The sequence below is a fragment of the Vibrio breoganii genome (assembly GCF_024346795.1).
Taxonomy (GTDB): Bacteria; Pseudomonadota; Gammaproteobacteria; order Enterobacterales; family Vibrionaceae; genus Vibrio; species Vibrio breoganii.
Genome location: NZ_AP024864.1, coordinates 1,942,135 through 1,967,288, shown reverse-complemented (window position 1 = coordinate 1,967,288; position 25,154 = coordinate 1,942,135). Strand labels below are relative to the sequence as shown.

Sequence of the window (25,154 nt, the reverse complement as noted above, 5' to 3'; positions counted from 1 at the left end):
GAAGCTTAAACATGGTGCTCACTAAGGTCCTGATTTTCATCAGGATGACGATGAACGTGAATAGAATAACGTCAGTGCGTAAAGCGTCATGCTGGAAAATACGAAGTATTTATCCAGTACCTTAGAGAGTGCGAAGCTTAAACATAGTGCTCACTAAGATCCTGATTTTCATCAGGATGACGGTCAGCGTGAAATAAATAACGGTAGTGCGTAAGGCGTCATGCTGGAAAATACGGAGTATTTATCCAGTATCTTGGAGAGTGCGAAGCTTAAACATAGTGCTCACTAAGATCCTGCTGGGCTGGCACACCAGTTTTCATCAGGATGACGTTTGTTTTGGTTGAGTATAACCCCACCGTTCTTCAACATTTTCGACCAAGATCTTCAACTTGGTTTCCTGTTCATTCCTTGTTTGCCACTTATACTGATCACAAACCAAAGATAAGGATTGAGTGAATGGGCAAGTTAGTTGAGGGTGTTTGGCGTGATGTGTGGTACGACACTAAATCCAGTAACGGTAAGTTTGTGCGTGAAGATGCAGGATTCAGGCATTGGATAGAAAACGCTGACGATGCTCAGTTCAAGCCAGAATCTGGACGTTATCACCTCTATGTATCTTTGGCTTGTCCATGGGCGCACCGCACCTTGATCTTTAGAGCTATCAAAGGCTTAGAAGAGCATATCTCTGTCAGTATTGTCAGCCCTGACATGTTATCAGAAGGGTGGGAGTTTGATTCACCAGAGCCTTTGTACGGGCACTCAAAGATGCATCAAATCTACACTCAGGCAAAACCTGATTACTCGGGTCGAGTTACCGTGCCAGTACTATGGGACAAGCAAACTGAGACCATAGTCAGCAACGAGTCGTCTGAAATCATCCGCATGTTTAACAGTGAGTTCAACGAGCTTACAGGCAACAACGATGACTATTATCCATTGGCACTGCGCAGCGATATCGATGAATGGAATGACTATATCTACCCAAACATTAACAACGGTGTGTATCGCTGTGGATTTGCAACCACTCAAGAGGCGTATGAAGAGGCATTTGATGCCTTGTTTAGCGCATTAGACAAAGTGGATGAACATCTAGCAGAGAATCGCTACTTAACCGGTGCGCAACTCACTGAAGCAGATTGGCGTCTATTTACCACCTTAGTGCGTTTTGATGCGGTGTATGTGGGGCATTTTAAATGCAATAAAAAACGCATTACCGATTACCGCAGAATTCAAGGCTATTTAAAAGAGCTGTACCAGATTGCAGGTGTTGCTGAGACCACTAATATTGAGCAGATCAAACGCCACTATTACTTCAGTCACAAGGGTATCAATCCAACTCAGGTGATCCCTAAGGGGCCAGAGCTGGATCTTGAATCAGAGCACAATAGAGATTTGATTTAGACAAGCGGTGCTGTTTCTAGGAAAGATGGATAATGCTTTTGCGCAGAAAAAAGTGACACATAAAAAAAGACCCGCTCAATGAGCGGGTCTTTTTTTATGTGTGGTGGTGGGAGATGGATTCGAACCATCGAAGGCAGTGCCGTCAGATTTACAGTCTGATCCCTTTGGCCACTCGGGAACCCCACCAGGGTATTTTTATACTTAATTAATGGCTTCCCAACCCGTTAATCAAGTGCTTCTCAATTGATGTGTCAATTAAGAGAATGTGGTGGTGGGAGATGGATTCGAACCATCGAAGGCAGTGCCGTCAGATTTACAGTCTGATCCCTTTGGCCACTCGGGAACCCCACCAGGGTATTTTTATACTTAATTAATGGTTTCCCAACCCGTTAATCAAGTGTTCTCAATTGATGTGTCAATTAAGAGAATGTGGTGGTGGGAGATGGATTCGAACCATCGAAGGCAGTGCCGTCAGATTTACAGTCTGATCCCTTTGGCCACTCGGGAACCCCACCAGGGTATTTTTATACTTAATTAATGGCTTCCCAACCCGTTAATCAAGTTATTCTCAATTGATGTGTCAATTAAGAGAATGTGGTGGTGGGAGATGGATTCGAACCATCGAAGGCAGTGCCGTCAGATTTACAGTCTGATCCCTTTGGCCACTCGGGAACCCCACCAGGGTGTTTTTATACTTAATTAATGGTTTCCCAACCCGTTAATCAAGTTGTTCTTAACTGACGTATCAATCAAGAGAATATGGTGGTGGGAGATGGATTCGAACCATCGAAGGCAGTGCCGTCAGATTTACAGTCTGATCCCTTTGGCCACTCGGGAACCCCACCAGGGTGTTTTATACTTAAGAGCAGTTTTCCCAACCCTGTTCTCAAGTTCGGAGCGCATAATATCCAGACCTGGATTTTCTGTAAAGTATTTTCTTTAAAATTCAGTCCGTATGCCCGATTTTTGCACGCAATGGCTAAAAAGCGTCATTTTCGACGGTCGATTGTACGCAAAGCTTAGCTTTACCGCCGATCGTATAATCATCTCAAAACGTATTAATGCGTCTAAATCGCAATACTTTACATTGGTTGACGTTATGAACCCATCGAGCTGATAAAATGACGCCAGATTAGGAAAATCTACGAATTATTATGAAGAGAATGACTCAACAAATGGCAAAACCACTTTCTATCGCCTCTGCTCTTTTGCTTGGCACTTTACTCTGTGCGCCATCATTTGCAAAAGGACCTCGCGGGCCTTCACAAGTCGCTGTCACCACACAAGACGTGGGTGTGCACGAGATTTCTCAAAGCTTAGCACTGGTTGGTAAGCTCAAAGCATCGCAATCTGTAATTATTGCCCCTGAAGTCAGTGGCACTATCGAGCGTATTGCCGTTGGAACCAATCAGAACGTGAAAACCGGTCAGGTGCTTATTCGACTTAGTGATGACAAGGCAAAAGCATCGGTTGCTGAGGCGCAGGCTTATTTAAATGACGAGCAGCGTAAGCTCAACGAATATGAACGCTTGAGAAAGAGCGCGGCGATTACCCTTACTGAGATTGAAGGGCAGAAATCGAGTGTGGATATCGCTAAAGCTCGTCTAGATGCCGCGAAAGCTGAACTACAAGACCGAACCCTTAGAGCACCATTTTCCGGTCAGATTGGCTTTGTTGATTTTAGTTTAGGTAAATTAGTTAGCGCGGGCACAGAACTGCTCACCCTCGACAACCTAGAAAAGATGGAGCTGGATCTTCAGGTCCCTGAACGCTACTTGCCATTGTTATCCACTGGCATGTCGGTTTCGGCTATCTCCAATGCGTGGGGTGACCAAATGTTTGAGGGTACGTTAGTGGGCATCGACTCACGCGTAAATCCAGACACCTTGAACCTTCGTGTGCGTATCGATATTGATAATGATACGGGTAAATTGAAACCGGGTATGTTGGTTCAAGCAACAATGAAATTCCCGCCAATCGAAGCGGCTATTATTCCTGTTCAAGCACTTGAGTACATGGGGACTAAGCGTTTTGTGTATGTGGTTGAAGAAGGTAACAAAGCGGTGCGTCGTGAAGTCTTCCTTGGCACTCGTGTAGAGAACGAAGTGGTTATTGAAAAAGGCTTAGAAGTCGGCGAAACCATTGTAGTGCAGGGCGTGGTAAACATGCGTGGCGGCGCTTTGGTTAAAGTGGTAGGCGAAGAAGAGAGCAGTGAGGTTGGTCAGTAATGCTGTTATCTGACATTTCGGTTAAACGACCGGTTGCCGCTATCGTTCTGAGCTTGTTGCTGTGTGTGTTTGGTATTGTGTCGTTCTCAAAGCTTGCTGTACGAGAGATGCCAGACATCGAAAGCTCAGTGGTTTCGATTAACACTCGATATGACGGCGCTTCTGCCACCATCATTGAAAGCCAGATAACTTCGGTCATTGAGGATCAATTATCGGGTATCAGTGGCATCGATGAGATCACCTCCACCACTCGAAATGGTATGTCACGTATTACCGTGGTATTTGATCTAGGCTATGACCTCAATACGGGGGTCAGTGACGTTCGTGATGCGGTGGCAAGGGCTCAGAATCAGTTACCCGATGAGGCCGATACGCCCACTGTTTATAAAAATAACGGCAGTGGCGAAGCCTCTATCTACATCAATTTAAGTTCCGACTTTTTAGATAGAACAGAGCTTACTGACTATGTAGACCGCGTATTACTAGACCGCTTTAGCCTGATCTCCGGCGTGAGCTCGGTGCAGGTATCTGGCGGTTTGTATAAGGTGATGTACGTTAAGCTCAAGCCAATCTTAATGGCAGGTCGAGCGGTGACCACTGCGGATATTACCTCAGCACTGCGCTCTGAAAACATTGAGAGCCCAGGCGGGCAAGTACGCAACGATGCCATCGTCATGTCGGTAAGAACCGACCGTACCTACAACAGCGCGGAAGATTTTGATTACCTAGTGGTAAGAAGAGCCGTCGACGGCACGCCTATTTATCTAAAAGATGTGGCGGACGTTTACCTTGGCGCGAAAAACGAAGACTCCACCTTTAGAAGCGATGGTGTGGTCAACGTGAGTTTGGGTATCGTGCCTCAGTCGGATGCTAACCCCTTGGATGTGGCGACAGCCGTTCACAAACAAGTGGATGACATTCAAAAGTTCTTACCTGAGGGCACGCGCCTTGCGGTAGATTACGACTCCACAGTGTTTATAGACCGTTCTATTTCAGAGGTTTACAACACCTTGTTCATCACTGGTGGTCTAGTGGTACTGGTGCTGTATATCTTTATTGGTCAGGCGAGAGCAACGCTGATCCCTGCGGTAACGGTGCCGGTATCGCTAATTTCCTCATTTATCGCTGCCTATTACTTTGGCTTTAGTATTAACCTCATCACGCTAATGGCGCTTATCTTGTCCATTGGTCTGGTAGTGGATGATGCCATCGTGGTGGTTGAGAATATCTTCCACCATATCGAGCGCGGTGAAACGCCCCTACTGGCGGCCTATAAGGGCACGCGAGAGGTGGGTTTTGCGGTTGTTGCGACCACATTGGTATTGGTGATGGTATTCCTGCCAATTTCCTTTATGGATGGCATGGTGGGGCTGCTATTTACTGAGTTCTCTGTGCTGCTGGCAATGTCCGTCATATTCTCGTCCTTGATTGCATTGACCTTAACACCAGTGCTGGGTAGTAAAATTCTATCGGCCAATGTGAAGCCAAATCGATTTAATCGTGGCGTAGAGTTCTTGTTTAAGAAGCTTGAACGAGGCTATCGACGCGTACTGATTGTCGCCTTGAAGCTTAGATGGGCGGCGCCTGTGGTTATCCTTGCCTGTGTGGGCGGTTCATATCAATTGATGAATCATGTGCCAGCGCAGTTAACCCCGCAAGAAGACCGCGGCGTTATCTTTGCCTTTGCTAGGGGCGCAGACGCAACCAGTTATAACCGCATGGCGGTTAACATGGATATTATTGAAACACGTCTGTTACCTCTATTAGGGCAAGGATTACTTAAATCTTTCTCTATTCAATCGCCAGCCTTTGGCGGTAATGCGGGCGACCAAACAGGTTTTGTCATCATGATCTTGGAAGATTGGGAAGAGCGAGACCAATCAGCAAATGAAGCGTTGGGCGTTGTGCGAAAAGCCCTTGGCGATATTGCGGATGTTCGTATCTATCCATTCTTGCCTGGCTTTAGAGGTGGTTCTAGTGAACCTGTGCAGTTTGTTCTCGGTGGTCCAGATTATAGCGAGCTAGAAAAGTGGGCGGAGATCTTAAAGAACGAAGCCGACGATAGCCCATTTATGGATGGCGCGAGTACCGACTACTCTGAAAAAACACCCGAGCTTGTGGTATCCATTGATAAAGATCGTGCCGCCGAGCTTGGTATTACTCAAAGCGATATCTCAGACACCCTAGAGATCATGCTAGGGGGCAAAACAGAGACCACCTATGTTGATCGTGGTGAAGAGTACGACGTTTATCTGCGTGGTGATGAAAATAGCTTCAATAACATCACCGACCTAAGCCAGATTTATATGCGAACGGGTAATGGCGACCTAGTGACCCTAGATTCCATAACTAAGGTGCAAGAGATTGCCTCTGCCATTCGTTTGTCGCACTACAACAAGCAAAAATCCATTACGGTTAAGGCGAATCTAAAAGAGGGGGCGACCTTAGGTGATGCACTGGACTTCTTAGATCAGAAAGCCATTGAGATTTTGCCAAGTGATATCTCAATCTATTACTCCGGAGAGTCGAAAGACTTTAAAGAGAACCAATCGTCAATCTTGATTGTGTTTGCGTTAGCACTGCTGGTGGCCTACTTGGTACTAGCGGCGCAGTTTGAGAGCTTCATTAACCCGCTGGTGGTAATGTTCACTGTGCCTATGGGCATCTTTGGTGGCTTCCTTGGGCTAGTGATCATGTCGCAGGGGCTGAATGTGTATAGTCAGATCGGCATGATCATGCTTATTGGTATGGTGACCAAGAACGGTATCTTGATTGTCGAGTTTGCCAACCAACTTCGAGACAAGGGCGTTGAATTTGAGCAAGCAATTATCGATGCTGCAGCGCGTCGTTTAAGACCTATCATGATGACGGCCTTTACTACTCTTGCGGGTGCTATTCCGTTGATTCTATCTACGGGCGCGGGTTACGAAAGTCGAATTGCGGTGGGTACTGTTATCTTCTTTGGTATGGCGTTTGCGAGTTTGGTGACCTTGTTTGTTATCCCTGCAATGTACCGACTACTGTCGATTAAGACGCAGTCACCAGGTCATGTAGAAGAGATGCTGAATCAAGATATTGAACATGATACTAAGGGACGCATCAGTCACTAGCTCCTTAAATAGCTGACTAAATCAATAAGCCAGATCTTCGGATCTGGCTTATTGATTCCACAGATGAAAAGTGGCGTAACTCCCGTAGGGATGTGCGGTATTTTCGTTGAGCCTAGCAAAATGGGCTAATGCCTTTTTCACCACCAAATCTCCAATAAGAAAGCAGTCTTGTTCTGATAGACCACGCAGTTGCACATATTGCACAGTCCATGGACCAATGCCTTTAATGGCGAGCCATTCGTTGGGCGATGCACTTGGATGCTTAACTAAGAAGTCGGCAAGGGCGCTGAGGGAGTCTTTTCGGCGCTGAGGCATCTTTAGAAACGATAGGTCTGCGCTTGCGACCAATTCGGGACTAGGAAAGTGAGTAAGATCGGTCAGTTGTTCGGTGAGTCTGTTTAGATGGGTAATGGCTGCGGCGACGGACACTTGTTGGCCAAGCACGGCTCTAACTCCGGCTTCCCACGAACTCCACACCCCAGGAATACGAATGCCTGTCCTTTTGATGAGATCAGGCTCAACCGCTTTAAGGTGAGCCTCAATAACGTCAATATCCGCATCAAGATCCAGCATCCGTCTTAGCTTGGCGGTTAATGGCTTAAGCTCTCTATCAGACGCAATATCGTATTCTAGAGTGAGGGATTGAGGGCGTCTCTGAGTGAGCCTAAACCAAATAGGTTTGTCATTTAAAAAGGCGTGTCGAGAGTAGCTGTTTTCGTCTATGGACTCGATATGCTTAATCGCTCTACGCTGATAAAACGACAGCATAAAGGGCCAGTCTAGCGGCCCCTTATATTCGAGTTCTACACTGGGTAAGGCTTTTGATTTAGCTAAATCAGACGCTGCCATCTTTTAGTGCTTATCTAGCTGCAATGACATTAAAAGTCGAGTCCAAGGCTGATCTGTAAGCCATCATAATCTGCATCATAATTGCCCACACCTGAGTTAGCGTAGCCATAAATGTATTCAGCTCGTAACCAGTAGTCAGTGTTGATGTTCCATATCAAACCTGCACCCACGGTAAAGACACCACCTGTGGTATCGCCAATATCCTCTCTTGAGCCATTACTTGTATCATGGCCTTGGATATTCGTTGCTATGGCACTGGTGCGGCCAAAGATCTCTAGTGGCGTATCGCCTAATTCGCCCGTGGATAGCAACAAGGATAGGCCTAACTCGTAGTAGTTAATCTCATAGGTTTTGGCATCGTCAGAGGCTTCAGAATAACGAAAGAAGCCTTCCATGCTAAGGTGCTCATTGAAGGATTGTCCCCCACCGATTATAAAGCTTGGGCTTGAGAAGCTATCGGTAGAATCACCGTCAGGAGAGAAGCCGACATCTCCGACGCCGAGGAAAAATGAGTTGTTACCCGCAGCAGCAGCAGAAAATGAGAGTAGGGCGGCGGGTATTAAGCTAAAGAGGCGTAGCTTGTTCATAGTCATCCTTGATTACGTGTTAGTATTAACATTATCGATACTTAGCTTAGATAAATAACAAACCGTTCGAAAGTGTATTTACATCATAAGCTTAACAGTTATATTACAACTAGGTTTCTATAAATATCAAAAACGTTATCTAGGGTAAACAGACCCAGTAGTACAAGGAGAAGAACATTGACTCAGGTAAAACATCAACAATTGTCTCAAGAAGAGCAAGACAAACTGGATGCTGCTGTATTTCGTCGTCTACTGGCTCATTTAGACAACAATAAAGATGTGCAGAACATCGACCTAATGATTCTGGCTGGGTTTTGCCGCAACTGCTTTAGTAAGTGGTATGCCGCTGAAGCCAAAGACAATGGCTTAGATCTGGATATCGACGATGCTCGCATGCGCGTGTATGGCATGACTTATGATGAGTGGAAACAGAACCACCAACTGCCGGCTACACCAGAGCAACTTGCCGCATTCGAAGCAAAAGACAAGAAGTAACAATCTTCACTAGCTCTTTGAGACCTCAGGGAGCTAGTGATTCACGTAACACACCTCAGCCTTAATACCTAACTTAGAAAACTGCTTAAACCAGCGAATCTGGTTGTCTTGCAATTTATCGCCCGGTCCTTTTACCTCAATCCAGCGATAGTCATTATCCTTAAAGGCGATGAGATCCGGCATGCCGGTTCTAAAGCTGCGAATATCACCCAGTATGACCTCAAAGAGCCCTAGCAATTCTTCCATGCTAAAGCCGCGCTTCGCATGTTGCAGAACCGCCAGATCAAACATTGGCCAGTGCACAAAGGGGTTAGTGAGTCCTTGCTTGCATTGATAGACTCGTTCCAGCTCTGCAAAACCTAACCGCTGTAATTCTTCTTTTCGAGTATCAATGAGTTGCTGACGTTTCTCAGTAAACTCAGGCGTGTAGAGATCCTTTGGACCAACCTGATAGGCATTGAGAAAGGCCCCTTCAATGGGCGCATAGATCACATCCCAAAAAGCGAGCCCAAATAGGCCCGTTAAAAACGTATTCTCTAGAAAGTAGGCTTGCCAGCCAGATTGTTCTAGGTGATGCGCGACAGCAGACTCAACCCTTTGGGCGGAGAGATCGAGCTCAATATGGTAGGAAGCAATATTCGGCTTAGAAGCCCTAACTGCCTTTATGCCAAGCTTACGGTTTAGCTGTTGATGTAACCGCTGTGCTACCTCATGCTCGGGTTCGTCTTGCGGCGCTTCTAGCATTTGCTCAACAAGGGTTTTAGCCTCACTCAGCTCATCACGCTTAATAAGTATGCGTACTCTGCGCTCTCTTGAAGGGGCAAGAGCCGATTGCTCAAATAATTGAATCGCTTTGTCAAAGTCTTCTAGGCGCTCAAAATCACGAGCAATATTGTTGATTAACCTTTGATATCGCCTCGATACATAAGAGTGTTCTATGTTGGCTGGCATTGCTTCGATCAATGCTTTGAGAAGCGCTGACAGATACTCAAGCTTTTCTGTCTTTGAGGCAGACTTTTCCATTTGATAATAACGGTCGCTAATTTGCGCTAGCGAGAGTAATTGCTCAACCTCAGCTCTGCGGTTAAAAAAGCGTAATTCTTTGCTTAGGCTGTATTGCTCAAATTGATGAAGCCCAAGATCACTAAGAACAAATTGGCTCAAATCCTGCCTCGCGTTAGCAAAGAACAGTGTGGTTAATGTGCCCAGAAAGGCGCTGTACTCGAGGTGTACCAAGGTAAAATCGAGCTGGCCGGTCGTTATTTCTGTGCACGCTTCACAGGCCTGTTGCACGAGGTTTGATTTGGATAAGGATTTGCCGAGCTGGGGAAACAGCTTAACTACCTCTGGCTTGGTGAGTATAGAGCGGCAGAGGACTTCGGTGTCTATGACATCGGGTAGGGAGATAAAGCTAAGGCGCGCAAGCTGCTCAAACGCTCGGTTTAAATCGGGAATTTCAGCATACCGCAATTTGTCACTGCGAAACCACTCGCCCTTTCTTGAATAGAGGCGAACCAGTAGCCGCTGTGCTGGCAAATCAAGAGAGTGATAATCCTTGATCCATTCAAGCTCAACCCTGTGCAACAAATCAGAATAATGATTCTGAGCATGCTCAATTAAGGTAGTGAAATTGCGATGGTAATAGCCTTCTGGAAGCTCGACTTGCTGCATTTTTTCCTTATACAAACTCAAGTGCTTGAATCAGGATTAAGGATACAACAAAAAAATAGGGTTTAGCTATTTCTAGCTAAACCCTTATCTTTAATAATCTTTGGCTAGCGGCTAGCGGCTAGCGGCTAGCGGCTAGCGGCTAGCGGCTAGTAGCTAATGCTCAATGATTAGCCAACAAGGTTAACAGGAGATCGCGACTGGCGCTGATGTCACCGATAGTCTCTTTAACCCACTGCGGATTATAGTAAGTATCAAGGTAGCGCTCGCCACTGTCACACAACAAGGTGACGATAGAACCGGTTTCGCCATTGTCTCGCATCTTTCTTGCAAGCTGGAAAACACCGTATAAGTTAGTGCCAGTAGATGGACCCACTTTACGTCCAAGCTTTTCTTCTAGCCATTGCATAGTCACGATAGAGTGCGCATCAGGCACTTTGATCATCTCGTCAACCACACCAGGAATAAAGCTTGGCTCAACACGAGGGCGACCAATGCCTTCAATGTTACTGCCACGATCTAGGGTGATCTTAGCGTCACGCGATTGGTAGTAGTCGTAGAAAACAGAGTGCTCGGGATCGACAACACAAAGCTGAGTTTCACATTGCTGATAGCGAATGAAGCGACCAATGGTTGCCGACGTGCCACCTGTGCCTGGGCTCATCACGATCCATTTTGGAATCGGGTGTTGTTCCATCTTCATTTGACCGAAGATAGAGTTCGCGATGTTGTTGTTTCCACGCCAGTCGGTGGCGCGCTCAGCGTAAGTAAACTGGTCCATATAGTGACCGCCTAGCTCATCCGCCAAGCGATGTGATTCTGCATAGATCTCATCAGAGCGTTCAACAAGGTGTGCCTTACCGCCGTAGAATTCAATTTGCTCAATCTTTTTCTTTGCGGTGCCTTTTGGCATAACCGCAATAAACGGTAGGCCTAGCAAGCGTGCAAAGTAAGCCTCTGAAACCGCAGTGCTTCCTGAAGAAGACTCAATGATTGGCGTTTTTGGGCCAATCCAGCCATTACATAATGCATACAAGAACAGTGAACGGGCAAGGCGGTGCTTAAGAGAACCGGTTGGATGGGTGCTTTCATCCTTTAGATAGATATCAATACCGGGAAACTCGTCCACATCTAGCTTAATAAGGTGAGTGTCCGCAGAGCGTTGATAGTCAGATTCAATGATTTGAATAGCGCGATTGATCCAACTGTGAGTGCAAGTAGATTCAGTGTTCATGATGTGATTCCAGAAGTATTTGACCGAATACAGATAATTTACCCCTTACCCCTGAGAAAAACTTACCCATAAATGCAGTGTTTAGCCTAAAATGTAGAATAATTTTCTCTTTATGTGGGTTCTAATGAAATGAAACTGGACCGAACAGACAAAACGCTACTCACCATGCTGCAAAAAGATGCCACGGTATCCCTTGCTGATCTTGCAGAAGCGGTGAACCTGACAACAACGCCATGCTGGAAACGACTCAAGCGATTGGAAGAAGATGGGGTTATTCAAAACAGAGTGGCATTGCTTGACCCTGAAAAGTTGGGATTGTCTTTTACTGCCTTTGTATTGATAAAAACCAGTGATCACTCCCATGAATGGTATCAGCAGTTTGTAGAGACGGTTTCTGAGTTTGAGCAGGTGATGGAGTTCTACCGAATGGCAGGGGACTATGACTATATGCTCAAGGTATTGGCGAAAGATATGCAGAGCTTCGATAACTTCTATAAGACCTTAGTGAACTCAGTCTCAGGAATATCGAACGTAACCTCAACCTTTGCGATGGAATCCATTAAGTACACCACCGAATTACCATTAGGCAAGATATAAAAAAGGCGAGGATTAAACCTCGCCTAATCGTAGTGTTAGCCCATCAAGATCAGAAGTTGAACTTGTTCAGTGTTTCCTGAGATGGCGCAGGTGTCATCTTACTGACTACCACAATAGCAACAAACGATAGAATGAATGCAGGTAGTAGCTCGTAGAAGTATTCACCTTCAATAGAGATGTAGTTCTTCACAATGAAGATGGTTAGCGCACCGATAATCATACCGGCCAATGCGCCCGCTTTAGTGGTGCCTTTCCAGCAAAGCGCTAGAATCATCAATGGACCAAATGCAGCGCCAAAGCCACCCCATGCATAGCCAACCATAGCCAGAATAGAGCCGTCGTCATTCGCCGCAATAATCAGTGCCAGTACCGCAAAACCAACCACACCCATACGGCTGATCCATGCTTTCTTCTTCTCATCGTATTTGCTGAAGAAGGGAACATCTTCGGTTAGAGAAGAGGTCAGTACTAGTAGCTGTGAATCGGCTGTCGACATTACCGCTGCTAGAACGGCCGCCAAGATAAAGCCTGCAAATACCGGGTGGAATAGGGCATTAGTGAGCGCAAGGAAAATACGCTCAGGGTTGCCGCCTTCTCCAGACACTGAAGCTAACGGATGGATAGCGTCATAGCCGATACCGATTAGCGCGATAGAGACTGAAATCACAAGAGTCAGAATCATCCAGCTAATACCAACGCGGCGAGCTTTTGCAATGTTCTCTACCTTATCGATACCGATAAAGCGCGCTAGGATATGAGGCTGACCAAAGTAACCAAAGCCCCAAGCCATTAATGAAGCGCCAGTGATAAAGCTGGTGGAGAACTTAAAGGCATCCGGTTTGATGTCACTGATCATTACCGGTGAATCTGCAATGGCCATGTAACCTAGAAGCATACAGAAGAACAAAGCAGCAAGCATCAAGATGCCTTGTACTAAATCCGTCCAACATACCGCCATGTAGCCACCAAGGAAGGTGTACGAAATCACCACAAATGCCGTCACATAAAGCGCGACTTCTTCAGTAGCGCCAAAGCTGTGAGCAAATAGCAGCGTGCCGCCTTTTAGACCTGATGCAACATACAAAGTGAAGAAGAAAAGGATCACCAGGGTAGAAACGGTTTTGATAAGACCTGAGTTATCTTCAAAGCGCTTAGCTAAGAAGCTCGGAATGGTCACAGTATCGGTAACTTCTGTCGCATAGCGAAGGCGCGGTGCAACAATCAACCAGTTTAGGTAAGCGCCTAGGGTTAGACCTACAGAGATCCAAACACCTTCAACTAAGCCACTAGCGAATACTGCGCCAGGTAGGCCCAATAGTAGCCAGCCACTCATATCTGATGCACCCGCACTTACAGCAGAAGTTACAGGTCCTAGTGAACGACCACCAATAATGAAGTCTTGGTTGTCGTGCGTTTTTCTCATTGAGTAATAGCCAATCCCTAGCATAAGAACTAGGTAGAGGCCGAATTGTAAATAAATCATGTTCTGCCTTTACATCTGAGGGAGAAAAGAAATGGAAGATTTGCAATAGTAATTGCTAAAGGGATGTTAACAGTGATGTTGTGAATGTTAATCCAAACAGCCATTTATAGTCGGCCAGCTCACAAAATAAGCAAGTAATTCCGATGTTTAGCGTATTTTACGGATAGTTATGCGGATAACAAACGGATTAGATCAACATTTGTGTAGATACTAAAAAGCACACCCTAGCATGAGTGTGCTTTGCTAATTTTTGCGCCGGTGTTTGCTTATTTAAAGCGCATGACACCTTCTTGAACGGCGCTTGCCACCATGTTGCCAGAGCGGTCGAAGATTTCACCACGCACTAAGCCTCTTGAGTTAGCCGCATTTGGACTCTCAATAGCATACAGTAGCCAATCATCCATTTTAAACGGACGGTGGAACCACATAGAGTGGTCAATAGTCGCCACTTGGAACTTAGGGGTGAACAAGCTGACTTCATGAGGATGAAGTGCCGTTACCAAGAAGCCCCAGTCTGATGCGTAAGCCATAATATACTGATGGATTAATTGGCTCTCAGGAAGTTCGCCATTCGCTTTAATCCAAAGGTATTGTTTAGGATCTTCTTTATGCGGCTTGAGCGGATTGACTACCTTAACTGGGCGAACCTCAATAGCCTTCTCACCGCAAAAGGTTTGTCGAATTGGCTCAGGCAAAAACTCAGCAATCTTGGAAGCAAGTTCGCCTTCTGATGCAAAGTTCTCAGGCCCAGGGATGTCAGGCATAGCATTTTGATGCTCAAATCCTGGCTGTTCACCATGATAAGACGCTGTGAGATAGAAGATTGGGCGACCGTTCTGTATGGCTTTTACACGTCGAGTGCTAAAGCTTCTTCCGTCTCTAAGGTTCTCAACATCGTAGATGATGCTTTTGTTGGGATCGCCAGGGTGCAAGAAATAGCTGTGAAAAGAGTGGACACTACGATCGCTTGGGACGGTATAGCGAGAAGCCGAGAGTGCTTGCCCTAATACTTGACCACCGTACACTTGCGGTAATCCAAGGTGTTCGCTTTCACCTCGGAACAAACCGAGTTCAAGTTGCTCTAACTGTAAAAGTGTTAATAGTTCATTTAGTGGCTTGCTCATCCGACCTCCGATTCAGTTGCAATCCGAAAATACCCGTTAACGAACTAATAGACAAGAGCTATTTGTGACAGAGCGCGCGTTTTATATTGAGTAACATCGGTAACTAAGCGTAGGATATAGTTAGGAAAACCCAACAAATAAGAGAGAATCAATGACCATGAACTTACGAAATTGGATGTTGGCATCAGCAGTGGGCGTGTTGCTATCAGGGTGTGCACAAACCGAGAGTGACGCAGTGAAAGCGACTATGGCAGAAAGCACAGAAATGGTTGAGGTGACAGGGACTCTTGCCTACAGAGAAAGAATAGCCTTGCCGGATAATGCCGAGGTAACGGTGACCCTTGAAGATACCTCCCTGGCAGATGCGAAAGCTGTGGTTCTCGATACTCAAACCTTTACCACAGAGGGCAAGCAAGTGCCGTTTAGCTTTAGCCTCAGCTATAACAGCGCGGATATTGACCCTAGACACACCTACAATGTTCGAGCGCAAATTCGTGTGGATGGCAAACTTAGATTCACCACAGATACTGCGGTAAGAGTGATTACCGATATCGAACAAACTCACGACGTGGCGATTCAATTAGTCGGAGTTCGTTAAATTTTCACATTTAACTAACATCTGACAAAAAGTGGCGATCCTAAGCTTTTGGCTTAGGGTTGCCAGCGAAACTGCCTTAACTTCACTTTTCCTGTGGCACTAAAGACAATTCCCTCTTCAACTAGCCGTGACTTCTGGCGTTGCAAATCCTCACCCTTAAGCGAAATCTCACCTTTACTGTTGATTACTCTATGCCATGGCAGGGCTGAGCCGTCTGGTAAATTACTTAAAATGGCGCCTACCTGCCTCGCGTAACCCGGATAGCCCGAAAATTTAGCAATATCTCCGTAGGTACTGACCATTCCTAGCGGAATTTGGTGAACTACCGCAAAGACTTTGTATTTTAGTTGTTGCATAATGTTATCGACTGTTAAATAAATTGAGGAATAAAAACAGCAATCGCAAGGAGGCGAGTATGATGTTTTCTACAGTTCAGTTCTTTATTACCACGTTGTTGGCCATTATATGTGCTCAGTCCATCGATGTCAGTCAGGGAAATGTTCCCGTTCTGGCTCTGGCTATCCCAGCACTGTGGATTATCTCGCGCTCACGTGCATCAGGCATTTTCCTACTTGTCGGCCTCTGTCTATACGGCTTCACGCTCTCATATCAACCTACAGCACTTTCAGTATCGATGTGGATCTTATTCCCTCTATTGATGGTGGCGTTTTCTAAGCGCTGTAACATTGGCGCTCGATTTGGTGTGTTCTCGTTTTTCTTGTTCATGCAATCAGGGATTATCTACTCCCAAGTTATTGGTGCGCTAAGCGGAGAGGCAATCTACACACTACTGCAAATGGTCAGTGTGGCGATGATTTGGCTGGCGGCCGTTTCGTGGAAAACCTCGTCTAAGCACGGCTGGTGGGCTCTTTTCTTAGTGCTGCCTTTGTTGGTGGCTGATATGACTCACGCCGCGCTTATCTCATTGACGATTGTCGGCATCATGTTCTCTATGGAAAGCATGGTGAAGAGCAAGTCCAAGCTTCTTAAACTGCAATGCTGGACACTGCCAACCGCAGCGTTCGCTTCATTGGTTGCAATGCCAAGCGGAAATGTACAAGGAATCGTACTGCTGGTTTGGCTACTGATTTTGGGTGCAATCTGGATGACAGATTACATCCTGCGCATAAATGAAGAAATTGGCGATTAAACTTTCAACGGTTAGCACCAAAGCCAGAAAAAGCGCTTGTATAAACTCAGGGGATGATGAATAATCCCCACACTTCTTTAAGCAAAGCTATTTGTTGAAGATGCTCTATGGAGGCCTGGTCCTCCCGCAACAATAGTTCGTGAACTCGGTCAGATCCGGAAGGAAGCAGCCGCAGCGGATGACTTGTGTGCCGGGATGTGGCTGGGTCTCCACCCAACCTCCTTCGAAATACCCTCAAATCACTGAAAAGTAAAGACTTTCCCTTAGTTATTTTTGCGAGTTGTTACTCATTTTAGATTGGTACTAAACGTTGGTACTAAACTATGCGATATCTTTCTCTTAGCTCGAATGGAATCTGGCGCTTTCGATATCAGATCCCACCGCTTGCTAGGCCACTGTTTGGATTTAGACGCGAAGTGAAAACCTCACTCGGTTCTATTTCAAAACACGCGGCTCGAATTAAAGCCTTAGAACTTGAAATAGAGATAAGAACGCAAATGGATTCTTTACCGTCTTACGATTGCCCCAGCTCCGCCATGACCTTATCGCAGGTACGTCAGCTTGTGAGTTGTTTGACTCACGAGAGTTACTCAACAATTGGCAAAGCACTGGATTTGCTAGAAAATAATCCGGCTGAGCGAGAAACGCTACGCCAACGTAACCAGATACAGCAGAAAGAGGGACTTCCTGCTAATGGAATGTATCGTATCGATTTGGCTCATAGCCCCTCGCTTTCAGCGGTCAATGATGTGTATGCCTCTCCGTTACCCCCCTCTAAGTGCACCAAAAATATAATGCAACAGGTTCAGTTTACGAACGGTACCCCTTGTGAAAAGGCGCTCGAACAGTTGTGGCTGAAATTGACGAATCTCTTTGCGTTAAGGTTGGATGCACGTCGTGCCTTAGAGTCATTAAATTTAGACGTTGCAAGGCAAATTCATAAACAGGTTGCATTGTTGTTATTCAGCGAAGAGTTTGTGGATGGGGGACATTTTGATTATAGCTATGCGGTGAGACCTAGTGCACTCAGCATTAAAGGCAAACCATCAGTTAACAAAGTGGCCATGGCGAAACTGGAGCCAATAAAAACCAGCGATAAAATAGACGATATTTGTGATATGACAGAAACGTTAGCAGGAGGACTTTGCGAGCCAACGTTGTCAGAAGGATTGAAAGAGACAGACGATCGTTTCCATGCCAATCAATCAGGTAAAGGGGACAAGTCTTCCATTGCCCCCTTGGTAGAAAAAGAGCATCAATCGCCGCCAGCAGGCGATCCGTGGATAAATGAAGAGCGTACTTCTGATCTAGCAGGGAAGATAGACGAGGAGACGTTATCAACTTTGGCGTCTGTAGAAACTGGACATTGTGCGCAACACCCACCAGAGTGCCCTGAGAAATATCATATTGAGACGATACTGACAGCCTATGAAGAAGAGCAGATTAAATTAAAGGCATTGAGCTCAAAAAAGAAAGTCTCAAATTCATTTAAAAAAACGCTCAAGCGTAAACTGAAACGCTGTCGAGCAGTACATGAGTTGGCTGGCATTGTGGATGTTCGCAAAGCCACGAGGGGGCTCGCAATTGACGTCGCCAGTCTCGTGATATCACTACCTAAAGACCCACTTAAAACAGAGCATCAAGCGTTATTTGAGGGCCACTTAAGGCAAGAATGGCCAGGAATTAACGCGTCTTTAGATGATCCGATAGAAACATTGGCACAAAAAACCGCAAGCGATTATTTCGGCTCAACGTCGACGATTTATAATTGGGCATCTGAGTTTTATGACGCCGATGGTATTCAGAACAATTGGAAAGGCATCATCAAAAAGAAATTGGATGGGCAAAACTCAAGCGAGGATCGCTTTGCGATGAATGCCGAAGATTTAAAAATGGTGTTTGGTCACGAGGTGTTCTCAAAAGGTCAACTCGGCATTAACAGCCGTACAAAAATGGCTTGCCCTTATCAGTATTGGCTCCCTTTATTAACGTTGTTTAATGCGATCCGCGGAAATGAAGGGGCGCAGCTTTATCGAGATGACATTATCTACGAGTTTGGTATCCCTTATATAAACGTGGATGACAAGAGAGAAGATCAACACATCAAAAATGCTCATTCTAGAAGAAAAGTGCCGGTGCACAGTCTATTGATCGAGCTTGGTTTTCTTGACTATGTAAACCTCTTCGAACCAGAGCAACGAATATTCCCAGAACTCAGTTACCATCAAAATGATAAGTATTTTAAAAATGCGGGGGACTGGTTCTCGCGTACGTTCAAAGGCGCATACTCTATAAAGCCGGAAAAGAAATCGTTTTACAGTTTGCGCCATAACTGTGTTGGATTTTTCAAGGATCACGTGGGAGATAAGCAGCCTGTAGTTAAGGCGTTAGTAGGCCATACCAACGCATCCATTACCTTTGATACATACGGAAATAAAGTGGCATTAGAGCTGCTTGTCGAGCAACTTGAAAAGCTCGAATACGATGGTTTCCCAGAGCACATTGTCCCATTTTTTGAAGGGAATTATCTGAGATACCATAAAGAACACAGAGAGAAGTATCGAGCTATGAAGTCTGAAAGCAATTAATACAGGTTTACTTTGAGGATGTAAGCCATGCAAATGAATGCTTACTTAATTTCTTTCTAAGGAATGTTAGGCAATCATTCCACTTTAGAAAGATTTAGTCCGTAATCCCTAGGGCTTGCTGCGGTGCTTGGGGTTGTAAAGGTATCGTGTTATGAACTTTTCGTATGAGTAGCAAAGATGTTTTCGGTTTTGGAGATGAATAACTCCAGAATCCGGGATTTCTAAAATGTTTGTGCCCCATTGTGAGCTAGAGAGGGATTGAACTCAGTTTCAAACCCTGCAATTTAACTTACTTTTCCTCATACCTAGAATTCTAACAATGTGGCCAATTTCAGTGTGTCACTACAATCACACACACTAAATTACGTGTAGTTATATTAGGTATGTCTAGGTGTAATTTCAGCTTACTTTTTGGACAAGTTATGATCCCCTCCCACTTTGAGTTTTTATGTCGAAAATTCAAGTAGCTTATTTGTTAATTCTATTTACAAGGCTTTGATTTTTATGTCAAAAAATAAAGGTTTTACCCTAATTGAATTGGTTGTAGTCATCGTGATTTTAGGTATTTTAGCCGTAACGGCAATGCCAAGATTTTTAGATTTACAAATTGATTCAAGAATTGCTGCGCTAGAAGGTGCAATAGGTGCGATTCAAGATGCGAATAGTTTAGTCTATAGCAAAACGGCTATTGAAGGAGTAGAGACGGAAGAAGATTTAGATGGCACTGAAATTGGATATCCAGGAACTCAAATCACCTACGGTTATATGAGAGCAGACGACGAGACATTAAAAGAGTTTGTTGAGGGTTTTGAAGGGAAGGAGTGGGTATTGGAGGATGATTATGATGTTAAAGGTAATTGGAATACTCGCATATACCTTGCCGACTTTGGTGAGCATGACCAAAGTTTCCTTTGTCATATTCAGTATGAAAGAGCTTCTACAGAAGGTGTTCGCCCGCGAGTGCTGATTAATACAGAAGATTGTTAAACGGTAGCAAACCCAAACAGCGACCAAGTTTGTCTGCATGTAGTGGCTGAATAAGTGTGGCCACTACATTAGTGGTTTTGCAATACCTCGGCTAATCCGTTAACGGCAAGTTTAGCGAAAGCTGTAGCTCATTTATGTCCAGAACCTTCTTACGATTCCGGGTTTTCAGATTCGGAAGGGAACAAAAGCAAACTAGGATGGTTACATTAAAATGGGTTTCCCTTTTGCGTGTTAGCGTTCAATTCAGGGTACACATCAACTATCATTTATAGACTTAAAGTTTTCTGAACAGTGCAATGTCTAGTGAACTGAGGTCTAAGCAGTTTTCTTGTGACAAAAATAGATTAGTAAGGAAGAGGTATGTGCAAGTTTGGCGATGAGATACGACTATGTACATGCACTGAGGATGTGGACACTTCCAAGCCACATTGGGTGCTTTTTTCAAAAAATGAAGTACAAGAGGAACGTAAAAGCAATAATTTACCAACTGCAGTAGGTTCTTTTGCATTTAAACCGGCAACAGTATCTGAGTCTGAAGTTCTTAGTAAATTGAATGAAAAGAATTGCTTTGATTTTGATTACAACCCGAAGTCTGGAGACAAGCTATTGATTAAGTTTGAGGATGTAAGCTTTCAGTTTGAATTTAGTGAGTTTGATGAATGGAGTTTAGTTATGCCTACGTTCAAAAAAACAAAATATACAAAGGCTTATTCTGGTTATTTGGTGTGAGAAACTAGTTTGTTGGCTTGAAAGCTGTTGCATTTTGTATCCTCGACTTGTTCACCAACAGAACAAAAAATATCTCGAGCAATATTCCCTATTTTGTTCGTAGTATATAAGTCTACTGAACCACCAATTACCCCGCCAACAAACGGGACAGCTTTGCCTAAGTTGATCACGCCTTTCTCTCCAAACTTAGTTAAGAGTCGAAAGCCAACTTTCTGATTGATAGAAGTGATGGTTTTACTTGAAATACCGCTAATAGCACTTATAGCTAATTTGGTTCCAAGTTCCATACCTACATCTTTTAGAAGCTCTTTTATAGCGTTTCCAGTGAGACAGGCGTACACCATAGTTTTTACTTTATCATCGTTTAAGTCGTACCCAGACATATGTGCAATAGCCGCTATCATGCGTACCTGAACAAATATGACACTAGTTATATTGGTAGGGATTGATATTGGAAGTGCGATAATACCACCTAAACCTGTTACGAATCCTGATGTGGCGGACTTGGTATTTTGCCATCGAATTAATGAAGTTACTTGGTCGTACAGGGAAGATTGATCATCTTCAAGGTAGCTTTCCGCTAACTCTACAGCTGAGTCTAAGCCAAGACCTCCATTAACTGCTTTGTCGTAAGACCAATCCAGTGCGGTCATTATTGTATTGTGTGATATTAATTTGCGAGCCATTTATTCTTCTCTTAGCTTGTTTGAATTTGAAGAGAGGGAAGGGCGAAAGGCATTGTCGATTTTGGTGCCATTTCTTGTAAAACAACTAATACATCACCTTGTAATGCTATATTCACTTTTATTGAATTTTGCAAATACTCAAAGCCAGAAAAGCTTATAGATTTTGGAGTACAAGTTAACCATGCGTTAGGTGCTTCATTAATAAGTTTGGGTTGATGTGCCAGTTCCCATGCTCGACCTACTTTTGATTTTATATCAAGACTATCGATGAGTTTTGCAATGATAGGCTCAAGACCCTTAATATGTTTATCGATTTCAGGTTCCAAGCGTTGTGTCAGTCTCAATTTTATCTTTTTAAAGAGTTTAATTTCAGGTTTGCTCTCCCACTGATAGTCCAAACGGTAGTCGAACGAATGAGTCCAATCACTATTCATTGCAATAGAAGTAAATACCTTGACCATAACTCTAGCTCGAACGGTGGTCCGACTGTCAGCAAGGCTTGAACTCTTTACTCTTACTTTTAGGTCGAGAGGTATAGATGCAATCAAACCTTTAGTTGATGATTCAAAACGAATTGACGAGTACAGTGCTGCGTTTATGGTGAGCTCAAATTTGATCTTTGTCTTTAAGCCAAGAGTTTTTACATTGATAGCATCTTTTAATGTCTTAGTAGTATTTTTTGGCACTGATTCGTTGACGAATTTCGCTATATATTTTAAGTCAATCAGACTAGAAATCGATAATGTAGTTGTCTGGCACATGAAACAATTATCCTAAGTTTGTTGTTGTTTGATAGTCTCTGGTGCCAATAGATCTGGTAATAAAATGAAGTAACGTGAGAGATGAATAGTTTGGCACTTCTGTAGAAATAATACCGAATAATACAAACGTATTCTTACCATTATGCGTCACAGACAAGGGAAACTAACTTGTGCGCGTGAATATAAATAAAGTGCTTTCTCAAACCTATACTCCAATCGAATACCAGAGATAACAACAACGCATTTCTGTCCTGAATCACCTTTGATTAAAATCTTATTATCTAATGACTTTGATTAGCCCATTAGCCCTTACCTAGATAAGGGAAGGGGCATTGATTTAGGAAGAGATTTAATGAGTACTTGTAACCGCTGCAGTGGTAAGGGCTTTATCAAGGTATACAAGCACATTCAAAACGGTCAATGCTTCGCTTGTCGAGGTAGTGGGCACTTCACTACAAAGCCTAAAACAGTAACAGAGAAGGAAGCGCGCGATGCTCTTCGTAAGATCTGGGGATTGAACTAGAGAAAGAAAGCAAGGTTTACTAATCGTGACTGGTAACCCAGAGCGCTTTAATCTCGGTCAACTGAGCTAGTATTGATGATTGATTTCTGTCTAGAGCCCTCTTGCGATTCCGGTTTTTATGCTTTGGTTCGGAACAAATGTGAGTTTTACTCAACAGTAGACATCGAACTGACAAGCTTAGATGAGCATCTCGCTGAATGGTAACACTATTACGGCTTGCATTACCCACACAGTGCGTTGCAGGTAAATCACCGATGGAACGTTCGCTATATATATCGGTCAGATAGGAGACAGTGAAGTTTCTAGTTGGTCTTTATATCAATATGGTGGTTCTCACGGAGGTCCAGTAGTACAAGAGACTACAGATCTTCACCATCATTTATCTAACAACGACAGAAGGTCCCGCTGATGAGCGCTACAATGAGAAAATTAAAGAAAGAAGCAGAAGAACAACGTTTAAAAGGATATGTTAAACCTTACCTAAGACAGGGCAACACGGCAAAGATAAATAATGATAGAGATCATCAAGATCTATCAGGTTTTAAGTTTAAGAATCCCAACAAACCTTAAACAGATAGATGGCGCAATAAACGGCATAGGCTCTCTACGGAGGGATTTATTTTATCTGTAACTTCACCATTCTGGTTACGCAAGAGATTAGGTTTAGTGGCTGAGTTATTTTGGTCACTAAGGGCTCGGTTTTTCCAGTTCCCAATGTATGTGACTAATGTTGACTTAACAAAGTCGCAGTTTTATTTTTCTTTAACTTTGTTTCAATTGCGGGCTTTAGGGCTCCGATCGGGGCATTAGCGCCTTAGTGTTACTATTCTAACACGTCTTTGTCCAGACGTGTTACATTGGGCATCGGGACAAAAATTCAGTTGAGAGCATTGGAGTGACTTTTCAATTGTAGCTGCAGAATTCAAGCGAAAAAAACACCTTCACCACATATACAAATTGCGATGTCTCTACCAATTAGCCACTCGTCATCGTTCTTGCATTTAAAAAACACTAGATTGTGAATACTCATAAATATCTCCTAGATTTCTATTAGTATGGCACCTCCGATTCTGTTTCAATCAGCTTGTCGAATATGTTTCGTAGCAACTCTCATAACATCAAACTTTTCTTCACGCTTATAAAGAAGAAAAATACTGGACACCTACAATTTTGCTAAATCACTCTTATCCAAAGGTGTGCTGACGGGGCGCTTAACACAGAAATGCCCCATAACGTTTTAGTTTCCAACTTGCATGATCTCTTCAAACCTTTCTGTTGCCTTAGTTTTTTGAATGATTCAATATGAAATAAGGTCACAAGGGCAGAATACAACAGATGCTGAATAAGGGGCGATAATGCTTGAACTGTTTCAACACGAACATCAACCTGTAAAGCAATATTGGCTACTCATGAAAGTAGCACCTCTAGAACGATTGAAACAGATGCAGAAAGGTCTTATCTATATGAATAATATAGATTATTTTAGCAATCTAAAAGGAGAGGATGGCGCAAAGGTTCGCAGTGATGAGTTGGAGTCTACTTTTGCGCAATTTCAAACGGGAGTCGTACGCAATAATCACAGAGTAGAGATCACCTTGAGTCATCCGTCTTTTGGTGAAGTAGATTTGCCTAAAGGAACAAACGTTTCTATGGGAGTTCCATCACCCCAAAACACTTTCATTTTCTGTATGACTTGTATAGGTGAAGACCAGCAAGGGAACATTCGTCACCTAAAAGGAGATAAATATTATATGGATAGAAGAATGAAAAAGTTTGGTTCACATACATTAGTCATTAATCAACCAGAAAAATTTTTTGAGCGATATTCTGACGCTATAAATCGAGTCGATGGCTTCTTTGTTAACGACTACATGGATGGAGGCTGCGGTATTGTGGACTATAAGAAACTGTCCAAACATAAAGGGAAAATTGGACTGTTTATTAAAGATAAGCACTATGTTTGGCAAAGTGAGTATAGGTTTGTACTGGGGGCAAAAGACTCACTGCTAAACGCAAGTGGAGCGCTAGAGCTAGATATTGGTGACATAAGTGATATTAGCTCAATAATTGAAACTAAACGCTTAATTGAAGAACCAATAACTGTAACGCGAGGCATAGCCTCATTGGGAGCAGATGGAAAACACCACTGGCGAAAGCTAGATAACTAATTGTTAGCTATAGTGAACCATACTTAATCTGATACCTTTGATGTCGAGTTACAATCAGAGCGTACAACATGGCTGTAACAAGCCTTTGCCCCATTGTGCGTTTAGTTCAATGAGGAATATGTAGTTAGCCAAATATTTTGTGATAAAAAAACTAATGCCTTTGGAACATTAAAGACTGCTTAGATAAT

General features: G+C 44.0%; 21 protein-coding genes, 5 tRNA genes, 1 other RNA gene and 1 pseudogene. 14 read left to right on the top strand and 14 right to left on the bottom strand.

Annotation, left to right across the window (positions count from 1 at the left end):
- The first annotated feature begins 456 nt into the window (after window positions 1–456).
- The gene (locus tag OCU35_RS09135) at window positions 457–1,401 is read left to right on the top strand and encodes a glutathione S-transferase family protein (RefSeq protein WP_017029740.1); all 945 of its coding nucleotides are present in this window, start codon (window positions 457–459) and stop codon (window positions 1,399–1,401) included.
- Window positions 1,402–1,502: 101 nt separating this feature from the next.
- Here the strand turns inward: OCU35_RS09135 and OCU35_RS09130 are convergent.
- The 5 genes from OCU35_RS09130 to OCU35_RS09110 all read right to left on the bottom strand — a co-directional run bounded on the left by OCU35_RS09130 (window position 1,503) and on the right by OCU35_RS09110 (window position 2,246).
- A tRNA-Tyr gene (locus OCU35_RS09130) sits at window positions 1,503–1,587 on the bottom strand.
- Between the two features lie 80 nt (window positions 1,588–1,667).
- Window positions 1,668–1,752: transfer RNA gene (locus OCU35_RS09125), tRNA-Tyr, on the bottom strand.
- A 79-nt stretch (window positions 1,753–1,831) separates the two neighbouring features.
- A tRNA-Tyr gene (locus tag OCU35_RS09120) sits at window positions 1,832–1,916 on the bottom strand.
- A gap of 80 nt (window positions 1,917–1,996) precedes the next feature.
- Window positions 1,997–2,081, bottom strand: a tRNA-Tyr gene (locus OCU35_RS09115).
- Window positions 2,082–2,161: 80 nt separating this feature from the next.
- A tRNA-Tyr gene (locus tag OCU35_RS09110) sits at window positions 2,162–2,246 on the bottom strand.
- A 318-nt stretch (window positions 2,247–2,564) separates the two neighbouring features.
- Here OCU35_RS09110 and OCU35_RS09105 point away from each other — a divergent pair.
- Window positions 2,565–3,629, top strand: coding sequence for an efflux RND transporter periplasmic adaptor subunit (locus OCU35_RS09105; RefSeq protein ID WP_017031039.1), 1,065 nt, complete (start codon window positions 2,565–2,567; stop codon window positions 3,627–3,629).
- Complete coding sequence (locus tag OCU35_RS09100; RefSeq protein ID WP_261825238.1) at window positions 3,629–6,739, top strand: multidrug efflux RND transporter permease subunit; 3,111 nt, start codon at window positions 3,629–3,631, stop codon at window positions 6,737–6,739. The genes OCU35_RS09105 and OCU35_RS09100 overlap by 1 nt, the downstream gene beginning before the upstream one ends.
- Before the next feature lie 48 nt (window positions 6,740–6,787).
- On the opposite strand, the gene OCU35_RS09095 is transcribed toward OCU35_RS09100, so the two are convergent.
- Window positions 6,788–7,588 (bottom strand): DNA-3-methyladenine glycosylase family protein, encoded by an 801-nt coding sequence (locus OCU35_RS09095; protein WP_261825237.1) that lies wholly within the window; start codon window positions 7,586–7,588, stop codon window positions 6,788–6,790.
- 29 nt (window positions 7,589–7,617) lie between these two features.
- Window positions 7,618–8,175: an outer membrane beta-barrel protein gene (locus OCU35_RS09090; RefSeq protein ID WP_017027268.1), complete on the bottom strand. Its 558-nt coding sequence runs from the start codon at window positions 8,173–8,175 to the stop codon at window positions 7,618–7,620.
- A 177-nt stretch (window positions 8,176–8,352) separates the two neighbouring features.
- Between OCU35_RS09090 and OCU35_RS09085 the strand changes: the two genes are divergently transcribed.
- Window positions 8,353–8,670 (top strand): DUF1244 domain-containing protein, encoded by a 318-nt coding sequence (locus OCU35_RS09085; protein ID WP_065209637.1) that lies wholly within the window; start codon window positions 8,353–8,355, stop codon window positions 8,668–8,670.
- A 33-nt stretch (window positions 8,671–8,703) separates the two neighbouring features.
- Here the strand turns inward: OCU35_RS09085 and OCU35_RS09080 are convergent, their stop codons facing one another.
- Entirely contained in the window at window positions 8,704–10,341 is a 1,638-nt protein-coding gene (locus OCU35_RS09080; protein WP_261825236.1) for a VRR-NUC domain-containing protein, read from the bottom strand.
- Window positions 10,342–10,501: 160 nt separating this feature from the next.
- Window positions 10,502–11,572, bottom strand: a complete 1,071-nt coding sequence (locus OCU35_RS09075; RefSeq protein ID WP_261825235.1) for a PLP-dependent cysteine synthase family protein — start codon at window positions 11,570–11,572, stop codon at window positions 10,502–10,504.
- A gap of 129 nt (window positions 11,573–11,701) precedes the next feature.
- Here OCU35_RS09075 and OCU35_RS09070 point away from each other — a divergent pair, with 129 nt between their 5' ends.
- A complete protein-coding gene (locus tag OCU35_RS09070) occupies window positions 11,702–12,169 on the top strand; it encodes an Lrp/AsnC family transcriptional regulator (RefSeq protein WP_017027846.1) in 468 nt (155 codons plus the stop codon).
- Between the two features lie 49 nt (window positions 12,170–12,218).
- Here the strand turns inward: OCU35_RS09070 and putP are convergent, their stop codons facing one another.
- A complete protein-coding gene (gene putP, locus OCU35_RS09065; protein ID WP_017031033.1) occupies window positions 12,219–13,652 on the bottom strand; it encodes a sodium/proline symporter PutP in 1,434 nt (477 codons plus the stop codon).
- A gap of 266 nt (window positions 13,653–13,918) precedes the next feature.
- On the bottom strand, window positions 13,919–14,776 hold the full coding sequence (gene tesB, locus OCU35_RS09060; protein WP_065209639.1) for an acyl-CoA thioesterase II: 858 nt from the start codon (window positions 14,774–14,776) through the stop codon (window positions 13,919–13,921).
- Between the two features lie 151 nt (window positions 14,777–14,927).
- Here tesB and OCU35_RS09055 point away from each other — a divergent pair, with 151 nt between their 5' ends.
- Window positions 14,928–15,374: a YbaY family lipoprotein gene (locus OCU35_RS09055; protein WP_017243359.1), complete on the top strand. Its 447-nt coding sequence runs from the start codon at window positions 14,928–14,930 to the stop codon at window positions 15,372–15,374.
- A 53-nt stretch (window positions 15,375–15,427) separates the two neighbouring features.
- On the opposite strand, the gene OCU35_RS09050 is transcribed toward OCU35_RS09055, so the two are convergent.
- The gene (locus OCU35_RS09050; RefSeq protein WP_017031030.1) at window positions 15,428–15,730 is read right to left on the bottom strand and encodes an MGMT family protein; all 303 of its coding nucleotides are present in this window, start codon (window positions 15,728–15,730) and stop codon (window positions 15,428–15,430) included.
- A gap of 59 nt (window positions 15,731–15,789) precedes the next feature.
- Here OCU35_RS09050 and OCU35_RS09045 point away from each other — a divergent pair, with 59 nt between their 5' ends.
- The 5 genes and pseudogenes from OCU35_RS09045 (at window position 15,790) to OCU35_RS09025 (ending at window position 20,828) form a co-directional block, all read left to right on the top strand.
- Window positions 15,790–16,524 (top strand): VP0952 family biofilm-associated protein, encoded by a 735-nt coding sequence (locus tag OCU35_RS09045; protein WP_017031029.1) that lies wholly within the window; start codon window positions 15,790–15,792, stop codon window positions 16,522–16,524.
- A 113-nt stretch (window positions 16,525–16,637) separates the two neighbouring features.
- Window positions 16,638–16,734: signal recognition particle sRNA small type (gene ffs, locus OCU35_RS09040), an RNA gene on the top strand.
- A 206-nt stretch (window positions 16,735–16,940) separates the two neighbouring features.
- Window positions 16,941–19,112 (top strand): site-specific integrase, encoded by a 2,172-nt coding sequence (locus OCU35_RS09035; protein ID WP_261825234.1) that lies wholly within the window; start codon window positions 16,941–16,943, stop codon window positions 19,110–19,112.
- 504 nt (window positions 19,113–19,616) lie between these two features.
- Window positions 19,617–19,716 (top strand): annotated as a pseudogene (locus tag OCU35_RS19215) (type IV pilin protein); the annotation flags it as partial.
- A gap of 743 nt (window positions 19,717–20,459) precedes the next feature.
- A complete protein-coding gene (locus OCU35_RS09025) occupies window positions 20,460–20,828 on the top strand; it encodes a hypothetical protein (RefSeq protein WP_261825233.1) in 369 nt (122 codons plus the stop codon).
- Here the strand turns inward: OCU35_RS09025 and OCU35_RS09020 are convergent.
- Together OCU35_RS09020 and OCU35_RS09015 are read right to left on the bottom strand one after the other, a co-directional pair.
- The gene (locus OCU35_RS09020; RefSeq protein WP_261825232.1) at window positions 20,816–21,514 is read right to left on the bottom strand and encodes an EcsC family protein; all 699 of its coding nucleotides are present in this window, start codon (window positions 21,512–21,514) and stop codon (window positions 20,816–20,818) included. The genes OCU35_RS09025 and OCU35_RS09020 overlap by 13 nt on opposite strands.
- Before the next feature lie 11 nt (window positions 21,515–21,525).
- Window positions 21,526–22,275, bottom strand: a complete 750-nt coding sequence (locus OCU35_RS09015) for a DUF4403 family protein (RefSeq protein WP_261825231.1) — start codon at window positions 22,273–22,275, stop codon at window positions 21,526–21,528.
- Between the two features lie 352 nt (window positions 22,276–22,627).
- On the opposite strand from OCU35_RS09015, the gene OCU35_RS09010 reads away from it, so the two are divergent.
- The 3 genes from OCU35_RS09010 to OCU35_RS09000 all read left to right on the top strand — a co-directional run bounded on the left by OCU35_RS09010 (window position 22,628) and on the right by OCU35_RS09000 (window position 24,966).
- Window positions 22,628–22,798 (top strand): hypothetical protein, encoded by a 171-nt coding sequence (locus tag OCU35_RS09010; RefSeq protein ID WP_261825230.1) that lies wholly within the window; start codon window positions 22,628–22,630, stop codon window positions 22,796–22,798.
- 408 nt (window positions 22,799–23,206) lie between these two features.
- Window positions 23,207–23,368 carry a hypothetical protein gene (locus OCU35_RS09005; protein WP_261825229.1) on the top strand — a complete coding sequence of 54 codons (162 nt, stop codon included), beginning with the start codon at window positions 23,207–23,209 and terminating at the stop codon, window positions 23,366–23,368.
- 785 nt (window positions 23,369–24,153) lie between these two features.
- Window positions 24,154–24,966 carry a hypothetical protein gene (locus OCU35_RS09000; protein WP_261825228.1) on the top strand — a complete coding sequence of 271 codons (813 nt, stop codon included), beginning with the start codon at window positions 24,154–24,156 and terminating at the stop codon, window positions 24,964–24,966.
- The last annotated feature ends 188 nt before the right edge of the window (window positions 24,967–25,154 follow it).